The sequence below is a fragment of the Ruegeria marisflavi genome (genome assembly GCF_025673445.1).
In the GTDB taxonomy this organism is placed as follows: domain Bacteria; phylum Pseudomonadota; class Alphaproteobacteria; order Rhodobacterales; family Rhodobacteraceae; genus Ruegeria_B; species Ruegeria_B marisflavi.
The window spans coordinates 37888-64335 of record NZ_JAOVQN010000009.1; the positions used below are offsets into that span (position 1 = coordinate 37888).

Annotated in this window: 29 protein-coding genes and 1 riboswitch; of the genes, 14 read left to right on the top strand and 15 right to left on the bottom strand. The window is 62.9% G+C overall.

The genetic code is table 11. The annotated features are described in order from the left end of the window. The first annotated feature begins 8 nt into the window (after positions 1-8). Complete coding sequence (locus OEZ49_RS10250; protein WP_263388214.1) at positions 9-1454, top strand: M20 family peptidase; 1446 nt, start codon at positions 9-11, stop codon at positions 1452-1454. Positions 1455-1460: 6 nt separating this feature from the next. Here the strand turns inward: OEZ49_RS10250 and OEZ49_RS10255 are convergent, their stop codons facing one another. From OEZ49_RS10255 to OEZ49_RS10290, 8 genes are all read right to left on the bottom strand, one after another. Next, positions 1461-2552, bottom strand: a complete 1092-nt coding sequence (locus tag OEZ49_RS10255) for a Zn-dependent alcohol dehydrogenase (RefSeq protein ID WP_263388215.1) — start codon at positions 2550-2552, stop codon at positions 1461-1463. An 86-nt stretch (positions 2553-2638) separates the two neighbouring features. Further along, positions 2639-3838: a TCR/Tet family MFS transporter gene (locus tag OEZ49_RS10260; protein WP_263388216.1), complete on the bottom strand. Its 1200-nt coding sequence runs from the start codon at positions 3836-3838 to the stop codon at positions 2639-2641. A 60-nt stretch (positions 3839-3898) separates the two neighbouring features. Then, positions 3899-5236 carry a class-II fumarase/aspartase family protein gene (locus OEZ49_RS10265; RefSeq protein WP_263388217.1) on the bottom strand — a complete coding sequence of 446 codons (1338 nt, stop codon included), beginning with the start codon at positions 5234-5236 and terminating at the stop codon, positions 3899-3901. Further along, positions 5236-5949 carry an alpha/beta fold hydrolase gene (locus OEZ49_RS10270; protein WP_164132149.1) on the bottom strand — a complete coding sequence of 238 codons (714 nt, stop codon included), beginning with the start codon at positions 5947-5949 and terminating at the stop codon, positions 5236-5238. The genes OEZ49_RS10265 and OEZ49_RS10270 overlap by 1 nt, the downstream gene beginning before the upstream one ends. A 15-nt stretch (positions 5950-5964) precedes the next feature. Beyond that, the gene (gene pcaD, locus OEZ49_RS10275; protein ID WP_263388218.1) at positions 5965-6753 is read right to left on the bottom strand and encodes a 3-oxoadipate enol-lactonase; all 789 of its coding nucleotides are present in this window, start codon (positions 6751-6753) and stop codon (positions 5965-5967) included. A 102-nt stretch (positions 6754-6855) separates the two neighbouring features. Next, on the bottom strand, positions 6856-7830 hold the full coding sequence (locus tag OEZ49_RS10280) for a threonine ammonia-lyase (RefSeq protein ID WP_263388219.1): 975 nt from the start codon (positions 7828-7830) through the stop codon (positions 6856-6858). Further along, entirely contained in the window at positions 7812-8654 is an 843-nt protein-coding gene (locus OEZ49_RS10285; RefSeq protein ID WP_263388220.1) for an alpha/beta fold hydrolase, read from the bottom strand. Before OEZ49_RS10285 ends, OEZ49_RS10280 begins: the two co-directional genes overlap by 19 nt. Beyond that, positions 8654-9340 (bottom strand): haloacid dehalogenase type II, encoded by a 687-nt coding sequence (locus tag OEZ49_RS10290; protein ID WP_263388221.1) that lies wholly within the window; start codon positions 9338-9340, stop codon positions 8654-8656. The genes OEZ49_RS10285 and OEZ49_RS10290 overlap by 1 nt, the downstream gene beginning before the upstream one ends. 125 nt (positions 9341-9465) lie before the next feature. On the opposite strand from OEZ49_RS10290, the gene OEZ49_RS10295 reads away from it, so the two are divergent. Then, a complete protein-coding gene (locus tag OEZ49_RS10295; RefSeq protein WP_263388222.1) occupies positions 9466-9894 on the top strand; it encodes an FKBP-type peptidyl-prolyl cis-trans isomerase in 429 nt (142 codons plus the stop codon). A gap of 66 nt (positions 9895-9960) precedes the next feature. Here the strand turns inward: OEZ49_RS10295 and OEZ49_RS10300 are convergent, their stop codons facing one another. The 3 genes from OEZ49_RS10300 to fabA all read right to left on the bottom strand — a co-directional run bounded on the left by OEZ49_RS10300 (position 9961) and on the right by fabA (position 12624). Next, the gene (locus OEZ49_RS10300) at positions 9961-10752 is read right to left on the bottom strand and encodes an enoyl-ACP reductase FabI (RefSeq protein WP_263388223.1); all 792 of its coding nucleotides are present in this window, start codon (positions 10750-10752) and stop codon (positions 9961-9963) included. 6 nt (positions 10753-10758) lie between these two features. After that, complete coding sequence (fabB, locus tag OEZ49_RS10305) at positions 10759-11988, bottom strand: beta-ketoacyl-ACP synthase I (protein ID WP_263388224.1); 1230 nt, start codon at positions 11986-11988, stop codon at positions 10759-10761. A 126-nt stretch (positions 11989-12114) separates the two neighbouring features. Further along, the gene (fabA, locus tag OEZ49_RS10310; RefSeq protein WP_263388225.1) at positions 12115-12624 is read right to left on the bottom strand and encodes a bifunctional 3-hydroxydecanoyl-ACP dehydratase/trans-2-decenoyl-ACP isomerase; all 510 of its coding nucleotides are present in this window, start codon (positions 12622-12624) and stop codon (positions 12115-12117) included. 188 nt (positions 12625-12812) lie between these two features. On the opposite strand from fabA, the gene irrA reads away from it, so the two are divergent. Then, positions 12813-13232, top strand: a complete 420-nt coding sequence (gene irrA, locus OEZ49_RS10315) for an iron response transcriptional regulator IrrA (protein WP_263388226.1) — start codon at positions 12813-12815, stop codon at positions 13230-13232. Here the strand turns inward: irrA and OEZ49_RS10320 are convergent, their stop codons facing one another. Further along, a complete protein-coding gene (locus tag OEZ49_RS10320) occupies positions 13233-14129 on the bottom strand; it encodes a LysR family transcriptional regulator (RefSeq protein WP_263388227.1) in 897 nt (298 codons plus the stop codon). A 92-nt stretch (positions 14130-14221) separates the two neighbouring features. Here OEZ49_RS10320 and OEZ49_RS10325 point away from each other — a divergent pair, with 92 nt between their 5' ends. Both OEZ49_RS10325 and OEZ49_RS10330 read left to right on the top strand, forming a co-directional pair. Further along, positions 14222-15031 carry a phytanoyl-CoA dioxygenase family protein gene (locus tag OEZ49_RS10325; RefSeq protein WP_263388228.1) on the top strand — a complete coding sequence of 270 codons (810 nt, stop codon included), beginning with the start codon at positions 14222-14224 and terminating at the stop codon, positions 15029-15031. 65 nt (positions 15032-15096) lie between these two features. Further along, complete coding sequence (locus tag OEZ49_RS10330) at positions 15097-15291, top strand: hypothetical protein (RefSeq protein ID WP_164132163.1); 195 nt, start codon at positions 15097-15099, stop codon at positions 15289-15291. Position 15292: 1 nt separating this feature from the next. Here OEZ49_RS10330 and OEZ49_RS10335 read toward each other — a convergent pair whose 3' ends face one another. Then, positions 15293-16159: a hypothetical protein gene (locus tag OEZ49_RS10335; RefSeq protein ID WP_164132164.1), complete on the bottom strand. Its 867-nt coding sequence runs from the start codon at positions 16157-16159 to the stop codon at positions 15293-15295. Between the two features lie 125 nt (positions 16160-16284). Here OEZ49_RS10335 and miaB point away from each other — a divergent pair, with 125 nt between their 5' ends. Further along, positions 16285-17604, top strand: a complete 1320-nt coding sequence (gene miaB / locus OEZ49_RS10340) for a tRNA (N6-isopentenyl adenosine(37)-C2)-methylthiotransferase MiaB (protein ID WP_263388229.1) — start codon at positions 16285-16287, stop codon at positions 17602-17604. Positions 17605-17616: 12 nt separating this feature from the next. Here miaB and OEZ49_RS10345 read toward each other — a convergent pair whose 3' ends face one another. Continuing rightward, positions 17617-17940, bottom strand: coding sequence for a hypothetical protein (locus OEZ49_RS10345; RefSeq protein ID WP_263388230.1), 324 nt, complete (start codon positions 17938-17940; stop codon positions 17617-17619). A 492-nt stretch (positions 17941-18432) separates the two neighbouring features. Here OEZ49_RS10345 and OEZ49_RS10350 point away from each other — a divergent pair, with 492 nt between their 5' ends. The 8 genes from OEZ49_RS10350 (at position 18433) to trmB (ending at position 25533) form a co-directional block, all read left to right on the top strand. Further along, positions 18433-18996: an OmpA family protein gene (locus OEZ49_RS10350; RefSeq protein WP_263388319.1), complete on the top strand. Its 564-nt coding sequence runs from the start codon at positions 18433-18435 to the stop codon at positions 18994-18996. Between the two features lie 12 nt (positions 18997-19008). Further along, the gene (locus tag OEZ49_RS10355) at positions 19009-19314 is read left to right on the top strand and encodes a hypothetical protein (protein ID WP_263388231.1); all 306 of its coding nucleotides are present in this window, start codon (positions 19009-19011) and stop codon (positions 19312-19314) included. Positions 19315-19452: 138 nt separating this feature from the next. Then, on the top strand, positions 19453-20466 hold the full coding sequence (locus OEZ49_RS10360) for a PhoH family protein (RefSeq protein ID WP_263388232.1): 1014 nt from the start codon (positions 19453-19455) through the stop codon (positions 20464-20466). Between the two features lie 48 nt (positions 20467-20514). Further along, entirely contained in the window at positions 20515-21012 is a 498-nt protein-coding gene (ybeY, locus tag OEZ49_RS10365) for an rRNA maturation RNase YbeY (RefSeq protein WP_263388233.1), read from the top strand. A 33-nt stretch (positions 21013-21045) separates the two neighbouring features. After that, a complete protein-coding gene (locus tag OEZ49_RS10370) occupies positions 21046-21933 on the top strand; it encodes a hemolysin family protein (protein ID WP_263388234.1) in 888 nt (295 codons plus the stop codon). Then, on the top strand, positions 21930-23447 hold the full coding sequence (gene lnt / locus OEZ49_RS10375) for an apolipoprotein N-acyltransferase (protein ID WP_263388235.1): 1518 nt from the start codon (positions 21930-21932) through the stop codon (positions 23445-23447). Before OEZ49_RS10370 ends, lnt begins: the two co-directional genes overlap by 4 nt. 31 nt (positions 23448-23478) lie before the next feature. After that, positions 23479-23529: riboswitch (SAM-SAH riboswitch) on the top strand. A gap of 6 nt (positions 23530-23535) precedes the next feature. Next, positions 23536-24717, top strand: coding sequence for a methionine adenosyltransferase (gene metK / locus OEZ49_RS10380; RefSeq protein WP_263388236.1), 1182 nt, complete (start codon positions 23536-23538; stop codon positions 24715-24717). 102 nt (positions 24718-24819) lie between these two features. Then, positions 24820-25533 carry a tRNA (guanine(46)-N(7))-methyltransferase TrmB gene (trmB, locus tag OEZ49_RS10385; RefSeq protein ID WP_263388237.1) on the top strand — a complete coding sequence of 238 codons (714 nt, stop codon included), beginning with the start codon at positions 24820-24822 and terminating at the stop codon, positions 25531-25533. Positions 25534-25538: 5 nt separating this feature from the next. Here the strand turns inward: trmB and OEZ49_RS10390 are convergent, their stop codons facing one another. Then, entirely contained in the window at positions 25539-26369 is an 831-nt protein-coding gene (locus OEZ49_RS10390) for a hypothetical protein (protein ID WP_263388238.1), read from the bottom strand. Positions 26370-26448 lie beyond the last annotated feature (79 nt).

The window sequence follows — 26448 nt, forward strand, 5'->3', positions numbered from 1 at the left end:
CGCATGTCATGATCAAACGCATTCTGGCCGGGCTGGCGCTGCTGCTGGTGATCCTTGTAGCGGTGATCGCCGTCAAGACGGTTCAATACCGGCCCGCGCAGGTTGCAGCGTCCGAGCCGTTCTCCGTTGGTGCCGATGTCGGTCAGGCGGCGCAGGATCTGGCCGAGGCCGTCCGGTTCCGCACCGTGTCCACGGATATGTCGCATCCGGATTTCCCGGGCTTCCTGGCGTTTCTCCAGGAAAGGTTCCCCGCCGTGCACCGGGTGATGCAGCGTACCCTGCTGGAGCCTGTGACACCGCTCTACAAGTGGCAGGGCACGAACCCGGACCTGCCGCCGGTGATGCTCGCGGCGCACTATGACGTGGTGCCGGTAACCGAAGACACATTGGGCGAATGGGACCATCCCCCCTTTGCCGGTGTGGTGGCCGATGGTTTCGTCTGGGGGCGCGGGACATTGGATAACAAGGGGGCGTTGATTGCCGCGTTGACTGCCGCCGAGAAGCTGATCAAGGACGGGTTCACGCCGGAACGCACGATCTATTTCAGCTTTGGCGGGGATGAGGAAACCGGCGGTCTGGGGGCCATCGCGGTGGCCGATCACCTGCGCGGGCAGGGGGTGCAACTGGCCTGGGTGCTGGACGAGGGGTCGTTCGTGCTGGACAAGATCATCCCCGGCCTCGACGTGCCGGTGGCTAGTATCAATCTGGCGGAAAAGGGATATTTGACCATCCAGCTTGTCGCCCATGCCGAGGGCGGACATTCCTCGATGCCGCCACGTCAGACCGCTGTCGGGCAGTTGGCCCGCGCCGTGGCGCGCTTGCAGGAGGCCCCGATGCCCGGTGGGCTGACCGGGGTTTCGGCCGAGTTCTTCGATGCGCTCGGGCGCCATTTCACCCTCGACAAACGCGCCATCTTTGCCAATCGCTGGTTGTTCGATCCGGTGCTCGAAGGCATCCTGTCAGGTTCGCCCTCGACCGATGCCATGCTGCGCACAACCACCGCGCCGACGATGCTCGAAGGCTCGCCCAAGGAAAATGTGCTGCCGACGCGGGCGGTGGCGACGATCAATTTCCGCCTGCATCCGCGTGACAGTATCGACGACGTTCTGGCGCATGTAAAAACCGCGATAGACGACGAAAGGATCGAGATTGTTGCCGATCGTGACCTGGCCTCGCCCGCCTCGCCGGTGTCGGATTCGCAAGGCCCCGGGTTCAAGGATGTCGAGGCATCGATCCGCGAAGTGTTCGGCCCGATTGCATCGGTGCCGGGTCTGACCATCGCGGCAACCGATGCGCGCCACTATGCCAAGGCCGCAGATGCCGCCTATCGCATCAACCCGTTCCAGATCGAAGGCGATGACCTGGCCCGGTTCCACGGGATCGATGAGCGCCTGTCGATTGCCAACATCGAACGCGGCATCAATTTCTATGCCGCGCTGATCGGCAGGCAATAACGCCCCTCAGCGGTTGAACAGGATCACGTTGCGCTTTGCCGAGCCGGTCTTGGTGTCGGCAATCGCCTCGTTGATCTGCTCCAGCGTCCAGCGGCCCGAGATCAGCTCGTCCAGTTTCAGGCGGCCTTGCTGGTAGAGGTCGATCATCCACGGGATATCGCGCTGGATCACCACATCGCCCATCTTGGACCCGATGAAGCCATGGCCCTGGAAAGAGGCCCCCATCGGCTCGTATTGCGCCATGCCGCCCGAATGGGGCATGCCGATCATCACCACCCGGCCGCCCCAGCCCAGGTACTTGGGCGCCTCGTCATAGGCACGCACGGCGCCGACCGTGACCAGCACCGCGTCCGCACCGCGCCCGCCAAGCGCCTTGTAGGCCGCGCGCCAGGGTTTCTGACCGGTCGCCAGAACGCCGTGGGTGGCGCCGAACGCGCGGGCGATTTCCAGCTTCTCTTCGGTCATGTCCACAGCGACGATGCGGCGTGCTCCCGCGATGCGAGCGCCCTGGATCGCATTCAGCCCGACACCGCCAGCACCGATCACCACCACATCCTGCCCGGCGCGCAGTTGCGCGGCATTGACCGCCGCGCCAACCCCGGTGATCACTCCGCAGGAGAGCAGACAGGCCACGTCCCGGCCCATATCGGCGGGTATCCTGACGATCTGGCGTTGGCTGACCACCACCTTTTCGGCAAAGGCCCCGCAAGCCATCGCCTGGAGCAGCGGCTGGTCGTCGGTGGTTCTGAGTGGCCCCTTGACCCCGTCATAGGGGCTTTCGCAGATCGTGGGCTTGCCACCGGCACAGTTGGGGCAGGTGCCGCAGGACCGGATCAGGGTCACCACCACCGGATCGCCAATCTCGAACCCCTGCACGCCGGTGCCGACCGCGCTGATGGTTCCGGCTGCCTCGTGCCCATAGACCGCGGGCAGATGCCCGCCCCACGCGCCCTCGGCATAGGAAATATCGGAATGGCAGATCGCGACCGCGTCCAGCGTCACCTCGACCTCGCCGGTGCGGGGCGGGGCCAGCAGGATGTCCTCGATCACCAAAGGTTCCTTGAACGCGTGGCATACGGCGGCACGGATGGTCTGCATACCTGTCTTCTCCCCGAAATGTTTTGCCGACAGGGTGAACGCTTGGGGTCCATGCCGCAAGGCGGAAACCGGCAGATACGTTTGTGTTACGCGGCGGCAGTTCTGGTGCGCAGAAAGATCACCAGCCCGCCCGCCATCAGGGCCAGCGCAACCAGAAAGGGCGCGCCGGGCAGATAGATCGGCGCATCCGGCCCGGTGAACCGGGCGAACACGCTGGCCATCAACAAGGGCGAGACGATCATCGACAGGGCATGCACTGCCGTCATCACGCCCTGCAACGCGCCCTGCTGGTCATCGGCCACGCTGCGCGACATGATCGCCTGCAAGGCGGGTGGCACGATCGCACCCATCGCGGTAATCGGGATCAGGATCAGCGCCAGCGTGCCGCTGGTGATGAAGGCCAGCGCGCCGAACCCGGCAAAGTCGAACACCTGGCCCCAGATCACCGTGCGCCTCTCGCCGATGCGGCGGGTGATATGTGGCAGCAGTCCGCCTTGGACGACGGCCATCAGGAACCCGAAGATCGCCAACGACAGGCCGATCATGCGCGGCGACCAACCAAACCGCTCTTGCGAGAAATAGGACCAGATCGCAGGATAGACATAGATCGCCACGGAATAGAGGAAATAGGCCCACAACAGCCCCTTGAGGCCGGGCACCTTGCCCAGCATCCGGAACGCGCCCAGCGGGTTGGCGCTGGACCAGTTGAAAGGCCGCCGGTTGGCGTCGGTCACCGTCTCGTTCATCACAAACAAACCAAGGATAAAGTTCAGCCCGGCCAGCACTGCCGCCGCCCAGAACGGGGCACGCGTGCCGAACTCACCCAGCAACCCGCCGACCAGCGGCCCGAGAACAAAGCCCAGGCCAAAGGCCGCGCCCAGCAGACCGAACCGGGCGGCCTTCTGCTCCGCAGAGGATACGTCGGCCATGTAAGCTGCGGCAGTGGAATGTGTGGCGGCAGTGATGCCCCCCGCCAGCCGCCCCAGCAGCAAGAGCCAGATCGTCCCGGCCAGCGCCATCACCACATAGTCGAGCGCCATGACGAAGAGTGATACCAGCAGCACCGGTCGCCGTCCCACCGCATCGCTGAGGCTGCCTACCGCCGGGGCAAAGAGGAACTGCATCGCCGCGAAAGCCGTGCTGAGGATACCGCCCCAGAACGCGGCATCGGCCAGTGTGCCGCCCTGCACCTCGACGATCAGGTCGGGCATGATCGGCATGATCAGGCCAATACCCATCGCGTCGATCATCACCGTGATCAGGATAAAGAGGAAGGGCAGCCGCATTCTGAACCGTCCGGTTTAGTTTCCCGGACACTAGCCGGGCGCCCGGCGGTTGCAAACCCTCTATTCCAGGGTCAGATCCCGGGCACGCGCGGCAAAGGCGCGGGCCTCTTCCGGTGCGCTGCCCATCTGCTGTGCGGGGTCGGTTAGCGTCTCGGCGTCCAGCTGCGGCCAGTCGCGCGCAATCATCTGCTTCAGCGGTGTGCCCGTGTCGGCAGCCTTCTTGCACAAGGCCTTGGTTCTGGCCTGTGCCTCGGGGCGTGGCATCAGCGCGGCCAGCGCAAAGCTTAGCGTCTCGGCATGGATCAGATCGAGGCCCCCGGTCAGGGCATCGGCCATTGCCTGTGCGTCAGGCTTCAGCCCTTCGCTCAGCTCGACAGCCGTCTGTGCCGCCGCCGCAGCGCCCAGTACGATCTGCGGCAGACACATCCATTCGGTGAACCATGCCGCCCCGTCGCGTTGGTGTCGGTGCATTGCCGCTCCATGCAGAACCGCCAGCAGCCCGGCGCCCTGCCGGGCCAGCGCCACCATCACGGCGGGACCGACCGGGTTCTGTTTTTGCGGCATGGTGGACGACGAACCACCACCACCAAGAGAAATCTCTCCGATCCCGGTCTGGGTCAGTTCGGTCAGATCCTCGCCCATCTTGCCAAGCGCCAGCCCGATGCGGGTGAACCAGTCTGCCAGTCGCAGGACCGGGGTACGGTCGGTGTGCCAATTGCGGCCGGGATCGCCGAGATTGAGCAGCCTGGCCAGCGCCGCCCTTGTTTTGGCGGCCTTGGGGCCAAGTGCCGAAGAGGTGCCCGCCGCCCCGGACAAAGAGACCACAAGGCAGGCCCGACGCAACTCGGGCAGTTCACCCAACAGGTTGATCAACGGCTCGCCCCAGGCGGCGACCAACGCGCCGAAACTGGTCGGCGTCGCATGCTGACCATAGGTGCGCGCGGCCATGGGCAAATCAGCATGTGTCTCCGCCAGTCCGGCCAGTGCGGTCAGGATCTGGACCAGATCACGTTCGACAACTGACACCGCCTGCCGCAGCCTCAGCATCAGGCCGGTGTCGAGAATATCCTGCGAGGTCGCGCCCCAATGCACATATTGCGCATGTTCGGGGGCCTGCATCTCGGTTCGAAAGGCCTCCACCAGCGCCGGGACCGAAACGCCGTTGGCACCCGTCGCCTGGGCCAGCGCGCCGGGGTCAAGGTGGATTTCCATCGCCGCGCGCTGGATCGCGCCTGCGCTGTCCTTGGGGATCACGCCCAGCTCGCCCTGCGCTTTGGCCAGCATCCCTTCGGTCAGCAGCATGGCGCGCAGTTCCGCCCCGTCGGTGAACAGGCGCCCGACTTCGGCGGTCGGAAATAGGCGTGCTAGATGCGCGCCGTCAAAGACCGATGCGGCCATCAGAACTGTCCTTCGATCCGGGTCAGCAGACGCGCCAGACCTTGCGGGTCGGCAAAGAACGGCGAGTGAGAGCTGTTCATGACATGAACCCTGTCCAATGGCCAGTCCGTGGTCATCTCCTCTTGGTATTCGGGGGGAATGGTCCGGTCGTCGGCGCAGCGGATATAGGCCTTGGGCACCCCGTAATAACGATCGGTCACGGTGAGCGGTGTGCTTTGCGGTTTGATCGCCTGCGGGCAGAGGCGCGGTTGCGCGTAGAGCACCCGCTCGGGCGGGCAGTCGTGGTAGAACAGCGCCGGTACCTGCTCGGGGTCGATGGTAAAGGACTGGCCATCGTCGGATTTCATCACCGCCTGCAACAACGGCTGCCGCTTTGCCCGCTTGCGCATCTCGACCATCGACAGGCCCGAGATCGGGACATAGGCACACAAGTAAACCAGCCCGCGCATCGCCTGCGGGTCATGTTCCGCCGCCGCGCTGATCGGGTAGCCGCCCCAGCTGTGCCCCACGATCAAGGTATCGGGGGTGCTGGCGTCCAGCACCGCGTCGCGGCAGCTCTCCAGCGTGACCTCGGCGATTGGTGTTACGTCGGACCCGTGGCTGGGCATGTTGATCGCGCGTGCGGTATGGCCGCGTTCTTGCAAGGCGGGGATCAGGTCGCGCCAGCACCACGCTCCGTGGCAGGATCCATGCACCAACAGGAAATCGGCCATGTATGCTTCTCCTACTCAGATATGACCCGTGTCGCGCAGGAACTGCACCAGCCGCGCGGCATAGTTTTCGGGCTGTTCCACACAGGGCAGGTGGCCCGCCTTGCGGATCAGGTGGAACTGCGACCCCGGGATCAGGTCCACGGTTTCGCGCACCAGATCTGGCGGTGTCGCGCCATCCTCATCCCCGGCGATACCCAGGCAGGGCAGGCGCAACCCGCTGGTGGGCGTATAGAAATCGGTACCGGAAATCGCCGCGCTGCACCCGGCATAGCCCTGCGCCGGTTGCCGCACCAGCATGTTGCGCCACAGGCCCAGTTCGGGCGTGGCGCGGAACGCGCGCGAGAACCAGCGCTCCATCACCGCGTCGGCCAGGGATTCGATGCCACCCGACTGCACCGCGGAAATCCGCTGGTCCCACATCTCCTTGGTGCCGATCTTGGCGCCGGTATTCGACAGGACCAGTGCGCGGATTTGATCGAGCCGCTTGACCGCCAATCCCTGACCGATCATGCCGCCGATGGACAGGCCCACGAACAGGGCATCGCGCACCTCAAGCATGTCAAGCAGCCGCTCGACGTCGCGCACCAGCGCCCCCATCGTATAGGGCGCGGCGGGCGCGTCGCTCAGCCCGTGGCCGCGCTTGTCGTAGCGGATGAGCTTCAGCCCGGCGGGCAGATAGGGCAGGATCGGGTCCCAGAGCCGCAGGTCGGTGCCAAGCGAGTTGGCAAACACCACCGGCGCGCCGTCTGGGTCGCCGTCGATTCTGTAATGCAGCCGTATGTCACCCAGATCGGCAAATCGCATGGCTCGTCTCCCCGTTTCTTGGTACTTAGCCTACAAATTGCCCTTGGGTCAGGTAAAGTTGAATTGACGCCGCATGGCGTCAATTCGCCGAAAGCCTATGGATCATGCGTAGCGGTCCAGGGCCTGCCGGAACACGCCGGCGTCGACATTGCCGCCGGATGCGACTGCGATAACCGTATCTCCCTGCAATGCGCTGCCGCGGAACAGGGCCGAGGCCAGTGCAACCGCGCCGCCGGGTTCCAGAACGATCTTCAGCCGCAGGAATGCCAGTGCCATCGCATGCAGAGCCTCGTCCTCGCTCACCGCCAGTCCCGGTCCGCAGAGACGTTGCAGGATCGGAAAGGTGATCTGCCCCGGTTGCGGGGTCAGGATGGCGTCGCAGATATTGCCGGTCTCGCTGGCGTTGCGGCTGATCGTTCCGCTGGCCAGCGAACGCCGGGTGTCGTCAAACCCTTCGGGCTCGGCCGGTCTGACGCGCATATCGGGGGCATGATGATGCAATGCCAGAGCAACCCCCGAAGTCAGACCACCGCCGCCACAGCAGACCAGAACCTCGGCGCGTTTGATGCCTATTTCGGCCGCCTGCTGCGCAATTTCCAGGCCGACGGTTCCTTGGCCCGCGATGACCTGCGGCTCGTCATAGGGTTTGATCAGGGTCAGGCCGCGTTCGCTTGCCAGGTTCGCCCCGATCTCTTCGCGGCTTTCGCGACCCCGGTCGTACAGCACGACCTCGGCCCCCAATGCGCGGGTGTTCTCGATCTTCAGCTTTGGGGCGTCCGATGGCATCACGATGACCGAGGATATGCCATGCAGCGTGGCGGCATGGGCCACACCCTGCGCGTGATTGCCCGAGGAAAAGGCGATGACACCGCGGGCTCGGACCTCGGGGTCGAGCGCCGAGATCGCCGACCAGGCACCGCGAAACTTGAAGCTGCCGGTATGTTGCAGGCACTCCGGCTTGACCAGCAGGCGTCGTCCGGCGATCTCGTCCAGAAAAGGCGAACTGAGCAGCGGCGTACGGCGGACATGACCGGCAAGCCGCGCAGCTGCGGCCTCGATCATCTCAATGGAACACATGCGGCCTCCAGAATGCGGCGGATGATGTCGAGCGATTGCGGCTCGTTCAAAAATGGTACATGGCCGCGGTCGGGCACCTCGGCCGAAATCAGCCCCGGGTGACGGCGGTGCATCTCTGCCAGGGTCGCCGCCCCCAGGATGTCGGAATTCGCTCCTCGCACCACGCCGGTGGGGATACTGCGCAGCGCCTCGAAGAACATCCACAGATCCGGGATCGCCCCCGCCGCCGCCTGTTCCAGCAACGCCTTGTGCAGGTGGTCGTCATAGCGCAGCGCCAAACCATCCTCGGTCGCCACGTATTGGATCTCGGCCTGCTTGCGCCAGATCTCCAGCGGAACGCCAGGAAACTGCGGCTCCATCGCGTCCTTCAGGACCTGCGCCGCCTGTTCATGGGTTTTCGAGACCGGCTTGCGGCCCACATACTCCATGATTCGGGCAATTCCGGCCGGTTCGATCACCGGTCCCACATCGTTGAGGATGACGCCGGACAGACGCTCAGGGTGGCTGGCGGCCAATGTCATTGCGATCATTCCGCCGCGCGAGGTGCCTAGCACCGTGACCTTTTCAAGCCCGAGATGATCCAGCAGTTCCAGCGCGTCGTGACCTTCGCGCAGGACGTTGTAGTTCATGTAGTCGGGGTCATAGTCCGAGCGACCCCGACCCCGGTAATCCAGCCGGATCAGGCGCAGGTCACGCACATGCGGGCGCAGGAATTCGAAATCGCGGCTGCACCGGGTCAGACCGGCCAGGCACAACAAGGGGGCCCCACTGCCTTCATCCTCGAAATGAAGCCGCAGCCCGTCGCTGGTCCTGAAATCCGGCATCACACCTCCGCCAGGGCAGGTACACCGGTCAGGTCCGACAGGATCGTGTCCGGGATCCAGGGCAGGCGGTCCACCGGTTCGCCCGCGCGGTTCACCCAGGCAGTGCGAAAGCCGTACCCTGCGGCGGCGGCAGCATCCCAGCCGTTTGACGAAACGAACAGCACCTCGTCCGGGGCACAGCTGAAGCGTTGCCCGACCAGGTCATAGACCCGCCTGTCGGGCTTGAAGATGCCCACGCTTTCGACCGACAGGACATCATCCAGCACCGCACCCAGACCCGCCGATTGCACGGCGCCGTCCAGCATGTCAGGCGATCCGTTCGACAGGATCGCGGTCTGCTTGCCCGCCGCCTTCAGCGCCTTGAGCATATCCGGCACCTCGGGATAGGCCTGAAGCTCCCAGTAAAGATCCAAGAGCCGCTGGCGCAGGACCGGATCTCCGGCCAGGTTGACCGCATCCAGTGCCCAGTCGAGCCCGTTCTGGGTCACCTCCCAGAAACTCGTATGCGCCCCGGTGATCGCGCGCAGCCAGCTGTATTGCAGCTGTTTCAGCCGCCAATGCGACGCCAGTTGCGGCCAGCAATCCTTCATCGCGGCATAGGCGGGTTCAGACGCGGCCTGACGGGCGGCAGCCGCCACGTCGAACAGCGTGCCATAGGCGTCGAAGACGCAGGTTGTGATCGGCATGTGGCTCCTCCTGATTGCGGCGAAGATTTGCACAGGTTGAAACCGGGTAAAAGGGGCCGGGGTTTACATTGGTGTGACAAACCTTAGGCTGGCCGTTCTTTCAGCGAATACAAGGCAAGGACGGCATGACCCAGATCAAACAAGGCGACACGGTACGCATCCACTACACCGGAACCCTGCTCGACGGGAACACCTTCGACAGTTCCGAAGGGCGCGACCCGTTGCAGTTTGAGGTGGGGTCTGGCCAGATCATTCCCGGTCTCGATCAGGCGTTGCCCGGTATGGCGGTGGGCGAAAAGAAGCGGGTGGAAATCGCCTGTGTCGAGGCCTATGGCCCACTCAATCCCGAAGCGCGCCAGGCGATCCCGCGCGAAGGTATCCCAGACGACATTCCGGTGGATCTGGGAACCCAGTTGCAGATGCAGGCCCCCGATGGCCGGATCATCCCGGTCACCGTGGTCGAGGTGACTGAGGCGACCGTGACTCTTGACGCCAACCATCCGCTGGCCGGTCAGGACCTGATCTTCGATATCGAGATCGTGTCGATCAACTAAGCAAAAGGCCCTGCTCGGATAGAGCAGGGCCTTGTTCATCTCTGGCTGTTACGCGGCTCTGTGGCGCTACATGGATTCGGGCTGCGGCATGCCCAGAACATGGAACCCGCCATCGACCCGGATGATCTCGCCCGTGGTGCAGGCGCCCGCGTCGGATGCCAGGTAGACCGCGGTTCCGCCCACTGCCTCCAGCGTTGCGTTTGAACGGAGCGGTGCGTTCTGATCGCAGAACTTGAAGGTCTTGCGCGCCCCGCCGATGGCGGCGCCGGCAAGCGTCTTCATCGGGCCGGGCGAGATCGCGTTCACGCGGATGCCGTCCGGACCCAGATCGTTGGCCAGATACCGCGTCGCCGATTCCAGTGCCGCCTTGGCCACGCCCATCACGTTGTAATTCGGCACAACCCGGTTCGACCCTTGATAAGTCAGAGTCAGCAGCGAGCCGCCGTTTTCCTGCATCAAGGGATAGGAGCGGCGCGCCACCTCGATGAAACTGTAGGCCGACACGTCCATGGAATGTTTGAAATTCGCCCGGGTGGTGTTTAGGAACCGCCCCGTCAGTTCCGACTTGTCCGAATAGGCGATCGCATGCACGACAAAGTCGATCGTCGGCCAGCGCGCCGACAGCTCGGCAAAGGCGCGGTCAAGCGACTCGTCATTGGTAACATCGGCATCGACCATGAAATCGCTGCCGATGCTTGCCGCCAGCGGCTCCAGCCGTTTGCCGAATGCCTCACCCTGATAGGTAAAGGCCAGTTCGGCCCCCGCCTCGTGCATTGCCCGCGCAATGCCCCAGGCAATCGAATGATCGTTGGCCACGCCCATGATAAGGCCGCGTTTGCCCTTTAGTATGTCCGACATGCGTCCTTACCCCCTGAACTTGCTCAGCACCATCGAACCGTTGGTGCCGCCAAAGCCGAAACTGTTGGTCATGACCGAATCCAATCCGGCATTTTCCACGTATTTGGTCGCAACCTCGCCGGGGCGAATGCCCTCGGCCAGCGTTTCGACATTGATCGAGGGCGTGATGAAATCGTGTTCCAGCATCAAGAGACAGAAAATCGCCTCGAGCGCGCCCGCCGCCCCCTGTGCGTGACCCGTCATCGATTTGGTCGAACTGATCGGCGGCACGCGACCCTCGCCAAAGACACGGCGCACCGCCTCGACCTCGCCCAAGTCACCGACCGGGGTCGAGGTGCCATGCGCGTTGATATAGCTGATCTTGCGATCCTCGGGCAGGGTGGACACCGCCAGCCGCATCGCCCGTTCGCCGCCTTCACCCGAAGGCGCCACCATGTCATGCCCGTCCGAGGTCGCGGCATAGCCGGTCACTTCGGCATAGATCTTGGCGCCACGCGCCAGGGCGTGTTCCAGTTCTTCCAGCACCACGATGCCGCCGCCGCCTGAGATCACGAACCCGTCGCGATCCTGGTCGAACGCGCGCGAGGCTTTCTCGGGCGTGTCGTTGTATTTCGACGACATCGCGCCCATCGCGTCGAACAGGCAGGAAAGCGTCCAGTCCAACTCCTCGCCGCCCCCGGCGAACATCACATCCTGCTTGCCCATCATGATCTGTTCGGCGGCATTGCCGATGCAATGCAGCGAGGTCGAGCAGGCCGAGGTGATGGAATAGTTCAGGCCCTTGATCCGGAACGCGGTGGCGAGGTTGGCCGAAATCGTCGAGCACATGCACTTGGGCACCGCAAAGGGCCCGATCCGCTTGGTCGCACCGCTGCTCAACACCGCCTGATGCGCCGCCAGCATGGCGCTGGTCGACGGCCCGCCCGAACCTGCGACCAGGCCCGTGCGCGGGTTGACGATATCATCCTCGGTCAGACCGGAATCGGCAATCGCCTGGCTCATGGCGATATGGGCAAAGGCCGCGCCCGGCCCCATGAACCGCAAGGTGCGCTTGTCCACATGTTCCTTGACGTCGATCTTCAGAGTTCCGGCGATCTGGCTGCGAAACCCGTGTTCCGCCATTTCCGGGCAAGCCTCGATCCCCGAGCGCCCAGCCCTGAGAGAGGCGGTGACTTCCTCGGCATTGTTCCCGATGGACGATACAATGCCCAACCCGGTGACGACGACACGGCGCATGCGTGTACTCCTTATCTACTTCTTCCGTCTATCTAGGCCAGTGGAGCAACGGGGTGCAAGTAAAGGGTCACCGAAAGCTGTGCTTTCGGTTGCGGGAATGGCGGGCGGAGCGGACCGAAAGGCTGGTCAGCTCTCGCTGAGCGCGACCTTCATGTCCTTGACCTGATAAATAACCTCGCCATCGGCCTCGACAATGCCGTCGGCCACACCCATGGTCAGGCGGCGGGTTTGGATCGCCTTGGTGAAATCCACCTTGTAGGTCAGCATCTTGCGGTCAGGCCGTACCATACCGGTCAGTTTCACCTCGCCCACACCCAGCGCATAGCCGCGCCCCTGCCAGCCGCGCCAGCCGAGGTTGAAGCCGGTCAGTTGCCACAGTCCGTCCAGACCCAGGCAGCCGGGCATGATCGGGTTGCCGGGGAAATGGCAGTCAAAGAACCACAGGTCGGGGGTGATGTCGAATTCGGCGCGAATGTGACCCTTGCCATGGGCGCCGCCATCGGCGGAAACCTCGGTGATCCGGTCCATCATCAGCATCGGCGGCGCCGGAAGTTGTGCATTGCCCGGGCCGAACAACTCGCCACGCGCACATTTCAGCAGATCGTCCTTGTCAAAACTGCTTGGGAATTGCGCCATCTGCCCTGGTCTCCTGCATGGGTATTCTTGCGGTAACTTGCCCCCTCTAGCATCGCCCAACCTTGTCCCGCAAGGGTGGCAGCGGCAGATGTGACCGGACGCCCCGGGGGAAGATGCGAATGAAATTCATTTGAATTCTATGCCCCGGGGGCCTTATATATGCATTCAGCCGTAGACAGGACAGCATGATGACGCCCAAATCACAGGAGATCGCCACCGATTGGCTGGTTGCCGCGGGATTGCGTCCTACCCGTCAACGGGTTGCCCTGGCCGAGTTGCTGGTCGGCGATGGCAAGCATCGTCATGTGACGGCCGAAAGCCTGTTCGATTCGGCCAAGTCCCGTGGCGCAGCCGTATCGCTGGCCACGGTCTACAATACCTTGCGCGCCTTCTGCGAGGCCGGCGTTTTGCAAGAGATCACCGTGGACGGATCGAAAAGCTACTTCGACACCAACACCTACGACCATCCGCATTTCTTCTGGGAAGACGAGGGGCGTCTTTCCGACGCACCCTCGGATCAACTGGTGATCCACCGCTTGCCCGACGCGCCCGACGGGGTCGAGATCGCCTCGGTCGATGTGGTGATCCGGCTGCGGCGTAAATCCTGATCAGCGCCCGCGAAACAGCTTTGCCAGAACCTGCCATGCCCGCCCGGTGGTGCTATCCGCCGGTCCGGTGCCATGGCGCACAAGGATCACGTCTTCGCCCAGATCGGGGTTCGCGATCCTGCGGCTGAGCAATGGCATCCCGTCATAGCTGGTCGTGTGCGGCGGGTTGGCATAGCTGATCCCCACCCCCTCGCCATGCGCCGCCAGGCTTCGCAGCAGTTCCAGCGTGGCGGCGCGGTGTGCGACGACCGGGTTCAGGCCCCGGTCGCGGAACAGTCCCAACATGTGCTGCGCCGACAGCCCCTCGTCCGACAGGATCAGGGGAAAGCCGGTAAGGGCTGCCAGATTGGGCGCCGCCCCGTGGCTCAGGGGATGGTCCGGTGCTATCACCGCATGCGGGTGGCTGTGATACAGAGCTTCGCGGTGAAATCCCGCATCCAGTCCCAAGTCATAGGTCAAGGCCAGATCGACCTGCCCCTTGAGCAGGCCGGATATCAGCGCTTCGAACGCCTCGGCGCGATAGCTGACGGTCACATCAGGCATGGCCTGGCGCAAGGCGCGCAGCGCGGGGGCCAGCAGGAACGGCGCCAGATCGGCAAAACATCCCAGATGCAGGCGCTGCTGCCCAGGGCGCGGATGCGCCGGGTCCTCAATCCGGGCCGCGTCGGCCAGCAAAGCCTCGGCCGAGGCGATGAAATGTCGCCCTTCGGGCGTGACGGCCATGGCCGACCCGCGCCTGCGGATGAACAGCGGATGGCCCAGATGTTCCTCGATCCGGGCCAGCGCCGCCGAAAGTGCGGGCTGCGAGACATGCAGCGCAGCGGCCGCCGCCGACAGGCTGCCATGGCGGCCCACGGCACAGACATATTCGTATTGCCGAAGCGTAAGGTATAACATGGGTTTATTTATTAGTTTTTAAGATATGATTTGAACAGGGGGGTGTTTCCGGTGAAAACCACAGGCAAACCTCAGCCACCGGAGAGCCCGAAATGCCGCACCCGCTTGTTACGCCCGAGATGATCGAAACCTTCCAGCGCGACGGCGTGGTCCTTGTCAAAGGCCTGTTCGCCGATCACGTCGACACCCTGCGCGCCGGGATCGAGTCGAACATGGCGGCACCCGGTCCCTACGCCTCGGAGAACCGCAAACAAGGGCATAAGGGTCTCTTCTTTGACGACTATTGCAACTGGGATCGCATCCCGGAGTTTCGCGAGGTGATCGAAACTTCACCCGCCGCCGAGATCGCCGCCGAGCTGATGCAATCGCGGACCGCACAGATGTTTCACGATCATGTTCTGGTCAAGGAGCCGGGCACCTCGATGGCGACTCCCTGGCACCAGGACGGGCCCTACTACTTTGTCGACGGGCTCCAGACCATCAGTTTCTGGTCGCCGCTCGATCCGGTGACAGAGGCGACGTTGCGCTGTGTCGCCGGGTCCCACCTGTGGGAAAAAGAGGTGTTGCCGACCCGCTGGGTCAGCGAAGAGGGGTTTTTCCCCGACGAGGGGCAGTACATGCCCATCCCAGACCCCGAGGCCGAAGGCATGCGCATTGTCGAGTTCGAGATGCAGCCGGGCGATGCCGTAGCCTTCAATTACAAGACCCTGCATGGCGCGCGTGGCAATACCAGCACTTCGCGCCGCCGCGCCTTCTCCCTCCGCCTCGTCGGTGACGATGCGCGCTATGTCGAACGTCCGGGCCGCACCTCACCGCCCTATCCTGGTCACGACATGGTGCCGGGTCAGCGCCTGCGCGAGGACTGGTTCCCAGTCCTGTTCCGGCGCGGCGCCCAAGATTGACGCCCCGGCGCTGAGCACGCATCATCGGTTCCTGTCTGAACTGCGGATTTGATTGGAACATTGTGATGCGTGCAATTCTATGTGTTGCCCTGGCGGGCATGGTCGTCGCCGGGTGTGAGAAATGCAATTCCCCGGCGGATGTGAATGTCGGCGTCGGGGTTGGATCCGGCGGTGCCACCGGCGGTGTCTCGGTCGGGCGCAGCTGTGGGCCAGGTTACATCTCGATCGGCACCGGCAACAGCTGGCACGTGTCGTTCTAGGTCAGAACCACTGTCCCGGCTCCATCAGGCCAAGATCGAGCAGCTGGCGCGAATGCCATTCAAAAGGCGTGGAATTGTGCCAGCGGAAACTGTGGATCTCGAAGGTCGAGCCCGGGTTCTTCTTCAGCGCCTTGGCGGTACGGAATGAGCAGATCGCCGCCGTCAGGTTGTGGTGCCAGGGGCAGGCATAGGTATTGTACTCCTGATCCTCGAACGTGTGATTGGGCAGGATCTTCAGTCCGGGTTTTGCCTTGAACAGCGCGATCCGGTCGATCTTGCGGCTGTCTTTCGGAATATGCTCCTCGTGCCGCCAGCGCACCCCGCCGAAAAAGTCGAGCTGGCGTTCGCGCGGGTGGCCGGTTTCCGGGTCCTTGCGCGCCTGGGCGTAATACCCCGATCGGTCGAGAAAGGCCCGGTCCAGCGAAACGCCCATGGGGCAGGCCTGCAAATCGTCGGCATAAAGGTCGATCACATAGGTCAGCATCGCGTCGCGCCGTTCCTCGCCGTGGAACGTCAGCATCTCGCCCACGCTGCGCGTTTCGCAGAAGGGAAAGAACAGGTATTCGGCATTGTAGCAGTAATACATCCAGATGCCCGGCGCCGCCGCGATGATCCGGTTGATCGCATTGACCACCGCGTTACGCGGCCCGCAGTCGTACGGGATGCGGTGAATGCGCGCCTCGACATCTTTCGGCAGGACAAATGCATCGGGCATAAAGACCAGAACGGATTTGAACCCGGATTGGATGTGATGGCGCATGGTGGTGGCCAGTTCCACATCGTCCTCGACAAAGATCATCGCCACCGGTCCCTTGGCCAGCGCCTCGGCCCCGGTTTTCAGGAAATGGTCCAGCGATGCGTATTCCATGCCTGTCTTCCACCCTTGCCTGTCTGGCATTCTGGGCCAACTTCGGTTAATTGCGCGTGCATTGCAAGCGACGCCCGATCCCTGTAGACGCCGCCGCTGATCCCGCGAAAACAAAGGCCCGCCCGATGTCAGACCCCAAGAAGCTGTTTATCAAGACCTATGGTTGCCAGATGAACGTCTATGACAGCGAGCGTATGGCCGAAGCGCTTGGCGGGCAGGGCTATGTCGAGACGCAGAGCGCCGAAGACGCCGACATGATCCTGCTCAACACCTGCCACATCCGGGAAAAGGCGGCGGAAAAGGTCTATTCCGAACTGGGACGGTTCAAGGGGCTGAAGGCCGCCAAACCCGATCTCAAGATCGGGGTTGCGGGCTGTGTCGCCCAGGCCGAGGGCGAAGAGATCATGCGCCGCCAGCCGCTGGTCGATCTGGTGGTCGGCCCGCAAAGCTATCACCGCCTGCCCGAACTGGAGGCCAAGGCGCGCGCCGGGGAAAAGGCGCTCGACACCGATTTCCCCGAGGAAGACAAGTTCGAAAAACTCAAGAGCCGCCCCAAGGCGAAACGCGGTCCGACAGCGTTCCTGACCGTGCAGGAAGGCTGTGACAAGTTCTGCGCCTTTTGCGTGGTACCCTATACCCGCGGGGCCGAGGTCAGCCGCCCCGCCGACCGGATTCTGAGCGAGGCGCGCGATCTGGTCGAGCGCGGCGTACGCGAAATCACTCTGCTGGGTCAGAACGTCAACGCCTATCACGGCGCGGGGCCCAACGGTGACATGACGCTGGCCGGTCTGATCTGGGAGCTGGACAAGATCGACGGGCTGGAGCGCATCCGTTTCACCACCAGTCACCCCAACGACATGACCGACGACCTGATCGAGGCGCATGGCACCTGCACCAAGCTGATGCCTTACCTGCATCTGCCGGTGCAGGCGGGGTCGGACAGGATCCTGAAACGGATGAACCGCAGCCACACTGCCGAAAGCTATCTGCGCCTGGTCGAACGCATCCGCGCCGCGCGGCCCGACATCCTGATGTCGGGCGATTTCATCGTGGGTTTCCCCGAAGAGACCGAGGCCGATTTTCAGGCCACGCTCGATCTGGTCGAGCAGGTCCGCTATGGCTATGCCTATTCGTTCAAATACTCGACACGCCCCGGCACCCCGGCGGCCGAGCGGGCGCAGGTCGACCCGGCCGAGGCCGACGACCGGCTGCAACGGTTGCAGGCGCTGATCACCCGCCACCAGCGCGAGATCCAGGACAGCATGGTTGGCCGCGAGGTCAGTGTCCTGTTCGAAAAACCCGGCCGACTGCCCGGCCAGATGGTCGGCAAGAGCGAATACCTGCACGCTGTGCACGTGCAGGCCCCCGGCCTGTCGGCCGGTCAGATCGCGCGGGTCCGGATCGTGGCCTCAGGGCCGAATTCGCTGGCAGGCGAACCGATCTGAGGCCGCGCCCGGTCAGTGCGATGGCGGCGTTTTCGCCATGATCTCCAGCAGCGAGGTCCGCATGTAGTCATGCTGGCCGACGCCCCATTCGTCCCGGCAGATGCGCTCGCCGATGGCATGAGCCTGCGGATAGGAATAGCCGATCTTGACCAGGTCCTCGACAAAGACCGCGTTGGGGCGATCCCAGATTACGTCCCGGGTCGGTCCGCGAAAGCAGCTGATGGTGATGTTGTAGCCGTCAGTCCCCGGTTTCGTTGGACGCTGCTGCGCCACGGCGGAACCAGATACCACAAAAGTACTCGCCAGGACGATCCCGGCGACCAGATAAGCTTTCATGTCAATACCCCCACGTCTGACAGGAAATATGAAACAGCGCCGTACAGCCCGACGCTGACCTGTTCCGGACAACCGAAAAGGCAGGGCTATATTATCCAACAGTAAGCCATTGCGATAGCTGTCCCGATGGTGACCGCGTCTGATCATTGTTGCCGGGAAGGTGGATTATGGCGAGCCTGAGAATTGCTTTGTTGCTCCAATGGCCGCAATCGGGTTGGACCCTTCGATTTGCCCCTCCTTTGTCAAATGCCGCGACTCACCCCATTTCCGGCTCCGGGAACTAGGTACGGCACCCGAAACAATTCCGGCTTCACCTTGGGGAGTACCCCAGAAAAGGACACAATATGTGGTGGTTTTCTCTTCACAGAAATACCGAATTTTCATATGGTTGCCGCAGTTTCGCGTTCAACGGATGGCGTGTTTGCGTCGACTGTTGAAGGCAGGGGAGCCAGGTAAGGATTTAACACTGTGTCTGATTTCAATCTCAAGAAAATGGTGGTTCCGGTAGTATCTGCCCTTGCCGTTTCATGGGCTTCTATCGCACCGGCGGCTACGCAAACTGAAACGACGGGTACAGCACGTTCGGTAGTTGGTGAACGCTATGTGCCAACGATCTGGGTGGATCCCGACGGATGCGAGCATTGGGTGATGGATGATGGTGCCGAGGGCTACATGACCCCGCATGTTTATCCCGATGGAAAACCCGTTTGCCGGCGCGGCCAATTGTGCGGGATGATGCCCACGGATCAGTTCTTTGCCACCGACAAACACAGCATCAGTTCGGCAGGCAAGGCGCGCCTGCAAGAGTTTTTCCGCAAGACTATGCCAGGCACGCGGTATTTCGTAGTGGCCGGGCACACCGATAGTCGCGCCTCGGACGAATATAATATCCGCCTCTCTGAACGGCGCGCTAACGCGGTGGCTCAGGTTGCCCGTTCCGTCGGTGCGCGGATCGGCGACATTCGCGCTTATGGTGAACGAGACCCGCGCGTCCCGAACACCAGTGCCGCCAATATGGCTGAGAACCGTCGTGTCGAAATTTATTGTATCCGCTAAGGAGAGTTGGAGATGACAGTTTTTAAGGGAGTTGCCGCTCTGGCTCTGGCGTTCTCAATTTCGGCTTGTGATAGCGCCATCGACAAGACGCGCGATCGCAACATTCTAGATGGCAAAAGTGGGGATCTGTCGCTTTTGACGGCCGGTATCTGGGTAGATCCGGCGGGGTGCGAACACTGGATCATCGATGACGGACTCGAAGGCTACGCCGACCTGCGGCGGACACCTGATGGCAAGCCTGTATGCAACAGCGAACTGCCGCGCAACGTGGCCACAGGACCGTTCAAGTCTGGCTCGACATTCAGCGACCCGATCTGACCGGAACACTGCCTGCACCAAGACCGCCCTTGGGGCGGTCTTTTTTGTTTCAGATTGGTGAAAACTTTGCGGTCATACTTGCACCACCCACAATATCTTGGCTACGCTAAGAACAGGACTTCGACAACAGGAGAGCGGATGGCCCTCGGTGCCCTGATCACACCGCAAGATGGCAGCGTCCAGACGGACCTGCACCTGGAATTCCCCGACAATCGGCTTTTGATAGACTTGTGCGGCGAGCACGACCGTCACCTGGTGCTTATTGAACAGGTGCTGGGGGTGCAGATCGTCCGGCGTGGAAATCATCTGTCGATTCTCGGTGGCGACCCCGAAACGCGCGCCCGCTCTGCCGAGATCCTCGAGGCACTTTACGAGCGGCTGCAATCAGGCCGCACTGTCGAGGGGGCCGACGTGGACCGCGAATTGCGCATGGGCCGTGCCGCCGAAGAACCTGACGCTCGCGATGGCGACCAGTTGGAGATGTTCCTGGGCGGGCGGTTCGAGATCAAGACCCGAAAGAAACCGGTCGAACCGCGTACCGAGGCGCAAAAGGCCTATGTGAAATCGCTGTTCGAAAACGAGCTCGCCTTCGGCATCGGTCCCGCCGGTACCGGCAAGACCTATCTGGCCGTGGCTGTCGGCGTCACCATGTTCATCAACGGTCTGGTCGACCGTATCATCCTGAGCCGTCCGGCGGTCGAGGCGGGCGAGAAGCTGGGCTATCTGCCCGGCGACATGAAGGATAAGGTTGATCCCTATATGCAGCCGCTCTATGACGCGCTGAACGATTTCCTGCCTGGCAAGCAGGTGGCCAAGCTGATCGAGGAAAAGAAGATCGAGATCGCGCCGCTGGCCTTCATGCGCGGGCGCACGCTGGCCAATGCCTTTGTGGTGCTGGACGAGGCGCAGAACGCCACCACCATGCAGATGAAGATGTTCCTGACCCGTTTGGGCGAGGGTAGCCGCATGGTGATCACCGGCGACCGCAGCCAGGTCGACCTGCCGCGCGGGGTGACCTCGGGCTTATCCGATGCCGAACGGTTGCTGAAACCGGTGCCGGGCATCAGCTTCAACTATTTCACCTCCAAGGACGTGGTCAGGCATCCGCTTGTCGCCGCCATCATCGAGGCGTATGAGGCCGACGCAGGTTGATCCGTCTGGCCGAATGGCGGGTCTCGACCTGAAAAAGCCGGGGCCACCATGACACTTGATATCACCCTCGAAGATCCGCGCTGGATTATCCTGCCGCCCCTGGCGCAGCAGGCCGCCGACGCGGCCCTGCGGAATTTTGGCCTGGACCCCGGAGAGTGCGAGATCAGCCTGTTGGGCTGTGACGACGCCCGGATATCGGAACTCAACGCCGAGTTCCGCGGCAAGCCCGTGCCGACAAACGTGCTGAGCTGGCCATCCGAAGATCTGGCCGCCGACGTGCCCGGCGGCACACCTCTGGCGCCCGAGCCGGATTTTACCGGCATGATTCCCCTGGGCGACATTGCGATCGCCTATGACACTTGCCAGCGCGAGGCAGAGGCGGCGGGCAAGCCCATGACCGATCATGTCACGCATTTGATCGTTCACGGCGTGTTACATCTCTTGGGCTACGACCATATCCGTGACGAAGACGCAACGCTGATGGAAGGTTTGGAGGCGGAGATACTTGGCAATCTGGGCCTCGATAACCCATATTATACGGACTGAAGGGCCACGAGGCTCTGGATTGGATTAGGATTAATGGGCGACATAGAGGGCAGTTCTAGCGCAGCGCATAGCGCGCAACCGGATATTCCCGGCGAGACGAACGCAGAAAGATCAGGATTTTTTACCCGCATCATGGATGCGTTTTCCCCTGGCGACGGCCAGGAGCAGCCCGAGACCTCGGGCGCTTCGGTTCCGCCTGCCGTCACGCCCGGTCTTTTGAACTTGCGGCGCATGCGGGTCGAGGACGTGGCCATCCCCACCGCGGAAATCATTGCCGTGCCGGTGACCATATCCAAGGAAGAGCTGGTTCAGGTGTTCCGCGACAGCGGGCTGACCCGGATCCCGGTCTACGAGACCACGCTCGATACCCCGCTGGGGTTTGTGCATCTCAAGGATCTGGCGTTGACCCACGGGTTCAACGGCGATTCGGCGGTGTTCGATCTGGCCTCCATGCTGCGGCCGCTGCTGTTCGTGCCGCCGTCTATGCCCATCGGTGTTCTGCTGACCAAGATGCAGACCGAACGGCGCCATATGGCGCTGGTGATCGACGAATATGGCGGGGTCGACGGTCTCTTGACCATCGAGGACCTGATCGAACAGGTGGTGGGCGAGATCGAGGACGAGCACGACACCGACGAGGCGCAGACCTGGATCAAGGAACGCCCCGGCTGTTACATCGCCCAGGCCAAGACGCCGCTGGAGGATTTCGAGGCCGAAATCGGCCGCTCTCTGACCAGCCACGAGGACGTGGACGAAGAAGAGATCGACACGCTGGGCGGACTGGTCTTCATGCTGTCCGGTCGGATCCCGGCCCGGGGCGAAGTGGTCCTGCATCCCGAGGGCGTTGAATTCGAGGTTATGGATGCCGATCCGCGACGCATCAAGCGGCTGCGCGTCATGATACCCGAAGCCGCGGCATGACCTTTTTGTCCGGCTGGCGTTTGTGGCAACGCATGCTGCTTGCCGCAGCCTTGGGCGTAATCGGGGCATTGGGCTTGGCGCCAACCTCGATCTGGGTCGCCACGGTCAGCGCCCTGCTGGCGGTGCCGGCTTTGTTTCAGGCGGCCCGCTCGCGGACCGAGGCGGCCCTGACCGGGTGGGCCTTTGCCACCGGCTATTTCGGCTATGCGCTTCTCTGGATTGTCGAGCCATTTCTGATCGATGTTGCGCGGCACGGCTGGATGGCGCCCTTTGCGCTGATCTTCATGGCCGGAGGGTTGGCGCTGTTCTGGGCGGCGGCCTTTGCGCTGGCGGCCATGCCCTGGCGTACTGCCCAGCGGCGGACCTGGTTGCTGATCCTTTCGCTGGGAATCGCAGAGTTCGCGCGCGGCTATGTGCTGACCGGATTTCCCTGGGCGGGTCTGGCGCAAGTGTGGGTGGAAACCGATGCCTTGTTGCTGCTGGCCTGGATCGGCCCCAACGGCCTGGCGTTGCTGACCCTTCTGGCGGTCTTGCCTCCAGGATCGGCTTTGGCACGCGGCATGGGTGGGTTCGCCTTGCTACTACGCTGCGTTCCTGCTGTGGCGTTCGGACTGGCAATTCTGGCGGTGGATGCGATCCGACCGCAGGTCGAGAGCACGGGAAAACGGGTCCGGCTGGTACAACCGAACGCGCCGCAACACCAGAAATGGGACCCCGACTGGTACCCAGTCTTTCTGGAACGGCAACTCCAGTTCACCGCCGAAGGTGCGCGGCCCGATCTGGTGGTCTGGCCCGAATCCGCGTTGCCCTATTGGCTCGACGGTGCAGGTCCGGTGCTGGAGGAAATTGCCACTGCTGCGCGTGGTGCGCCGGTGGTTGTCGGCGTGAACCGGGCCGAGGGGGCGCGCATCTTCAACTCTCTTGCGGTGGTGACACCCGAGGGTGTTGCCGATCCGGTCTATGACAAGTTCCATCTGGTCCCCTTTGGCGAATACGTCCCCTTTGGCGACATTCTCGAATTCTTTGGCATCTCCGGTTTTGCCGCGCGCAGCGGGCAAGGGTTCAGCCCCGGCCCGGGTCCAAGCGTGATCAAGATACCCGGGATCGGTGCCGCAGTGCCGCTGATCTGCTACGAGGCTGTTTTCCCCCAAGATGTGAATGCAGTACCAGGGCGGCCGGACCTGCTCTTGCAAGCGACTAACGACGCCTGGTTCGGAACCTGGTCAGGCCCCTATCAGCACCTGGCACAGGCCCGAATGCGGGCGGTAGAGCAGGGATTGCCGATGGTGCGCGTCGCCAATACCGGGGTCTCGGCAATGATCGACCCACTGGGCCGGATCACGGCGGCCTTGCCCCTGAACAAGGCGGGTTATCTCGATGCCGAACTGCCCTTGCCGCTGAACGCGACCGTCTACGGCCAGACCGGGGACTTGCCATTGTTGATGGCGATGCTGATCCTGCTGCTTGGTGCGGCAAGGATACAGGCGCGTCCCGAACCGGCAAATAGCGATTGACCTCAACAAATGCGGGGCGTATCCCGGCTCAGACCTGCCACAACGGCTTCCTGGCGTGGCGCGGGTATTCATTAATGGAGCACTTTGCATGTCCCGACAGAACTACATCTTCACTTCGGAATCCGTTTCCGAAGGGCACCCGGACAAGGTTTGCGACCGGATTTCCGATGCCGTCCTCGACGCGTTTCTGACCGAAGAGCCCGAGGCGCGAGTTGCCTGTGAAACCTTTGCCACCACCAACCGCGTCGTGATCGGCGGCGAAGTCGGCCTGTCGAACAAGGACAAGCTGCGCGAATACATGGGCCGCATCGAGGATATCGCGCGCGCCTGTATCAAGGATATCGGCTACGAGCAGGACAAGTTCCACCACGAGACGGTGGAAGTTACCAATCTTCTGCACGAACAGTCAGCCCACATTGCCCAGGGCGTCGATGCCTCGGGCGAGAAGGACGAAGGCGCTGGCGACCAGGGCATCATGTTCGGTTACGCCACGACCGAAACGCCCGCGCTGATGCCCGCCCCGATCCAGTACAGCCATGCCATCCTGCGCCGTCTGGCCGAGGTGCGCAAGAACGGCACCGAGCCGGCGCTTGGCCCGGATGCGAAATCGCAGCTCTCGGTGATCTATCGCGATGGCAAGCCGGTGGGCGTGTCCTCGATCGTGCTGTCGACTCAGCACCTGGACGAGGCGCTGACCAGCGCCGACATCCGCGCCATTGTCGAGCCCTATATCCGCGAAGTCCTTCCCGAAGGCTGGATCGGCGCCGATACCGTCTGGCACGTGAACCCGACCGGCAAGTTCGTCATCGGCGGGCCCGACGGTGACGCCGGTCTGACCGGCCGCAAGATCATCGTCGACACCTATGGCGGTGCCGCGCCTCATGGCGGCGGTGCCTTCTCGGGCAAGGATCCGACCAAGGTGGACCGCTCGGCCGCCTATGCCGCGCGCTACCTGGCCAAGAACGTGGTCGCCGCCGGCATGGCCGAGAAATGCACCATCCAGCTCAGCTATGCCATCGGCGTATCGGCGCCGCTGTCGATCTATGCCGATACCCACGGCACCGGCACGGTAGCCGATGCCGAGATCGAGGCCGCCATCCCCAAGGTCATGAACCTGACCCCGCGCGGCATCCGCACCCATCTGAGCCTGAACAAGCCTATCTACCAGCGCACAGCCGCCTATGGTCATTTCGGCCGCGACCCCGAAGCCGACGGCGGCTTCAGCTGGGAGCGCACCGACTTGGTCGAGGCGCTCAAGAAAGCGGTCTGAACCGGAAAATGACAAAGGGGCGCGGGAAACCGCGCCCCTTTCGCTTCTATCGGCCGGGGTCCCGTCTTGCACCCGGCGCGCGGTCGCAGTAACCCCACGGCCATGAGCAAAACCATCCCCGACCGCCCGCGCCGCAACTTTTACGGTCGCATCAAGGGCAAGACCCTGAAACCGAACCAGCGGACCTATCTGGACGAGGACCTGACGCCCCTGTCACCGGGTCCGGTGAGCTGGCAGGACAATCCCGCGCGCACACCGCTGGATCTGGACGCGCTCTTTGGTGGCCGCGAGACATGGCTCGAGATCGGGTTCGGCGGTGGCGAGCATCTGGTACATCAGGCGGCCTCGAACCCCGGCATCGGCATCATCGGCGCGGAACCCTTTATCAACGGGGTGGCGATGCTGTTGGGCAAGATCCGCGCAGCAGAGGCCGACAATGTTCGGGTTCATCCGGGCGATGTGCGCGACCTGTTCGACGTACTGCCACCGCAGAGCATTTCACGCGCCTTCCTGCTTTATCCCGATCCCTGGCCCAAGAAACGGCATCACCGGCGCCGTTTTGTGACCCCCGAACATCTGGAGCCGCTGGCGCGGGTGCTGAAACCCGGTGCCATCTTTCGCGTGGCCACCGACATCCCCGACTATGTCCGCCAAACGCTGGAGGAAGTGCCGCGCGCCGGTTTCGAATGGCTGGCCGAGGCGCCCGCCGACTGGCGCCAGCCCTGGGGTGACTGGATCTCGACCCGCTACGAGCAAAAGGCGCTGCGCGAGGGCCGGGTGCCGCATTACCTGACCTTCCGCCGCACCCAGGACTGACCGGTTCAAACCGGCGCGGGGTCATTCATCCACTTGAACTGCCGCCCCTTGGTGAACCAGGCCAGGGCAAACGCCCACAGCATCGTTGTCTCAAACACAAAGGTCAGGTTCCACTGGTTCCACCAGACCTTGAACTCGGGACCGGTCAGAAAGCCGATGCAGGCCAGCAGGGTCACACAGCCAAGGATCGTGTAGCCGCATATTCCATACACCAGGTTGCGCCGCCGTTTGCTCTCGATCAGGCGGTTGTCTCGAACGTGCCGCTCGGGCACGATCCGCCGCATCACCACCAGACAGTACACCCCGAGATAGATGAACAGCACCGAGGCGGCCATTCGGTGCACGTCTCCCACATCTGGAAACAGCATGAAGAAGCTGCCATCGGGCATCGGAACCACGCGATCGGGCGGACCCGAGTGATATTGGACAAAAACCCGTGACAAGAACCCCGGATGGTCCTCGCACCCATTGCCGATAGTCGGAAAGATCGCCACGAAAAAGGCGCCTACGCCGGCAATGAAGGATCCGGTATCCTCGACCCAGTGTTCACCGGAATAAGCGATCATGAAGCCGCCGATAAAGCTCAGAAGGCCGACAAAGATCGATCCGAGAACCTGTGCGTAATAATAATGGCTGATGCTGTCGCGATAGCAGCCCCCATCCAGACGCGCCCCGAGTATCATGATGATCGGCAGGCAGAGCGCAACGAGACCAACCAGGAAAGCCAGCCGGTTCTGCGTCCGCAGGTTCTTCGACTGCAACGGATCCTTCTCGGGCTGCCTGGGTTGAATCCACCTGGTGGAACCCGTGGTCAGAATGTTGGTGTTGTCCGGCATGGTCGTTTCCCTTCCCTGCTCGGTTCTGCCCGAGGGTCCGTTCAGTCTACCACACAGGACGATGCCGGCTAAGCTTCGC

Coding starts and splice junctions, on each gene's coding strand:
- OEZ49_RS10250 (WP_263388214.1), top strand. CDS start 9: ATGATCAAACGCATTCTGGCCGGGCTGGCGCTGCTGCTGGTGATCCTT.
- OEZ49_RS10255 (WP_263388215.1), bottom strand. CDS start 2,552: ATGCAGACCATCCGTGCCGCCGTATGCCACGCGTTCAAGGAACCTTTG.
- OEZ49_RS10260 (WP_263388216.1), bottom strand. CDS start 3,838: ATGCGGCTGCCCTTCCTCTTTATCCTGATCACGGTGATGATCGACGCG.
- OEZ49_RS10265 (WP_263388217.1), bottom strand. CDS start 5,236: ATGGCCGCATCGGTCTTTGACGGCGCGCATCTAGCACGCCTATTTCCG.
- OEZ49_RS10270 (WP_164132149.1), bottom strand. CDS start 5,949: ATGGCCGATTTCCTGTTGGTGCATGGATCCTGCCACGGAGCGTGGTGC.
- pcaD (WP_263388218.1), bottom strand. CDS start 6,753: ATGCGATTTGCCGATCTGGGTGACATACGGCTGCATTACAGAATCGAC.
- OEZ49_RS10280 (WP_263388219.1), bottom strand. CDS start 7,830: ATGTGTTCCATTGAGATGATCGAGGCCGCAGCTGCGCGGCTTGCCGGT.
- OEZ49_RS10285 (WP_263388220.1), bottom strand. CDS start 8,654: ATGCCGGATTTCAGGACCAGCGACGGGCTGCGGCTTCATTTCGAGGAT.
- OEZ49_RS10290 (WP_263388221.1), bottom strand. CDS start 9,340: ATGCCGATCACAACCTGCGTCTTCGACGCCTATGGCACGCTGTTCGAC.
- OEZ49_RS10295 (WP_263388222.1), top strand. CDS start 9,466: ATGACCCAGATCAAACAAGGCGACACGGTACGCATCCACTACACCGGA.
- OEZ49_RS10300 (WP_263388223.1), bottom strand. CDS start 10,752: ATGTCGGACATACTAAAGGGCAAACGCGGCCTTATCATGGGCGTGGCC.
- fabB (WP_263388224.1), bottom strand. CDS start 11,988: ATGCGCCGTGTCGTCGTCACCGGGTTGGGCATTGTATCGTCCATCGGG.
- fabA (WP_263388225.1), bottom strand. CDS start 12,624: ATGGCGCAATTCCCAAGCAGTTTTGACAAGGACGATCTGCTGAAATGT.
- irrA (WP_263388226.1), top strand. CDS start 12,813: ATGACGCCCAAATCACAGGAGATCGCCACCGATTGGCTGGTTGCCGCG.
- OEZ49_RS10320 (WP_263388227.1), bottom strand. CDS start 14,129: ATGTTATACCTTACGCTTCGGCAATACGAATATGTCTGTGCCGTGGGC.
- OEZ49_RS10325 (WP_263388228.1), top strand. CDS start 14,222: ATGCCGCACCCGCTTGTTACGCCCGAGATGATCGAAACCTTCCAGCGC.
- OEZ49_RS10330 (WP_164132163.1), top strand. CDS start 15,097: ATGCGTGCAATTCTATGTGTTGCCCTGGCGGGCATGGTCGTCGCCGGG.
- OEZ49_RS10335 (WP_164132164.1), bottom strand. CDS start 16,159: ATGGAATACGCATCGCTGGACCATTTCCTGAAAACCGGGGCCGAGGCG.
- miaB (WP_263388229.1), top strand. CDS start 16,285: ATGTCAGACCCCAAGAAGCTGTTTATCAAGACCTATGGTTGCCAGATG.
- OEZ49_RS10345 (WP_263388230.1), bottom strand. CDS start 17,940: ATGAAAGCTTATCTGGTCGCCGGGATCGTCCTGGCGAGTACTTTTGTG.
- OEZ49_RS10350 (WP_263388319.1), top strand. CDS start 18,433: ATGGTGGTTCCGGTAGTATCTGCCCTTGCCGTTTCATGGGCTTCTATC.
- OEZ49_RS10355 (WP_263388231.1), top strand. CDS start 19,009: ATGACAGTTTTTAAGGGAGTTGCCGCTCTGGCTCTGGCGTTCTCAATT.
- OEZ49_RS10360 (WP_263388232.1), top strand. CDS start 19,453: ATGGCCCTCGGTGCCCTGATCACACCGCAAGATGGCAGCGTCCAGACG.
- ybeY (WP_263388233.1), top strand. CDS start 20,515: ATGACACTTGATATCACCCTCGAAGATCCGCGCTGGATTATCCTGCCG.
- OEZ49_RS10370 (WP_263388234.1), top strand. CDS start 21,046: ATGGGCGACATAGAGGGCAGTTCTAGCGCAGCGCATAGCGCGCAACCG.
- lnt (WP_263388235.1), top strand. CDS start 21,930: ATGACCTTTTTGTCCGGCTGGCGTTTGTGGCAACGCATGCTGCTTGCC.
- metK (WP_263388236.1), top strand. CDS start 23,536: ATGTCCCGACAGAACTACATCTTCACTTCGGAATCCGTTTCCGAAGGG.
- trmB (WP_263388237.1), top strand. CDS start 24,820: ATGAGCAAAACCATCCCCGACCGCCCGCGCCGCAACTTTTACGGTCGC.
- OEZ49_RS10390 (WP_263388238.1), bottom strand. CDS start 26,369: ATGCCGGACAACACCAACATTCTGACCACGGGTTCCACCAGGTGGATT.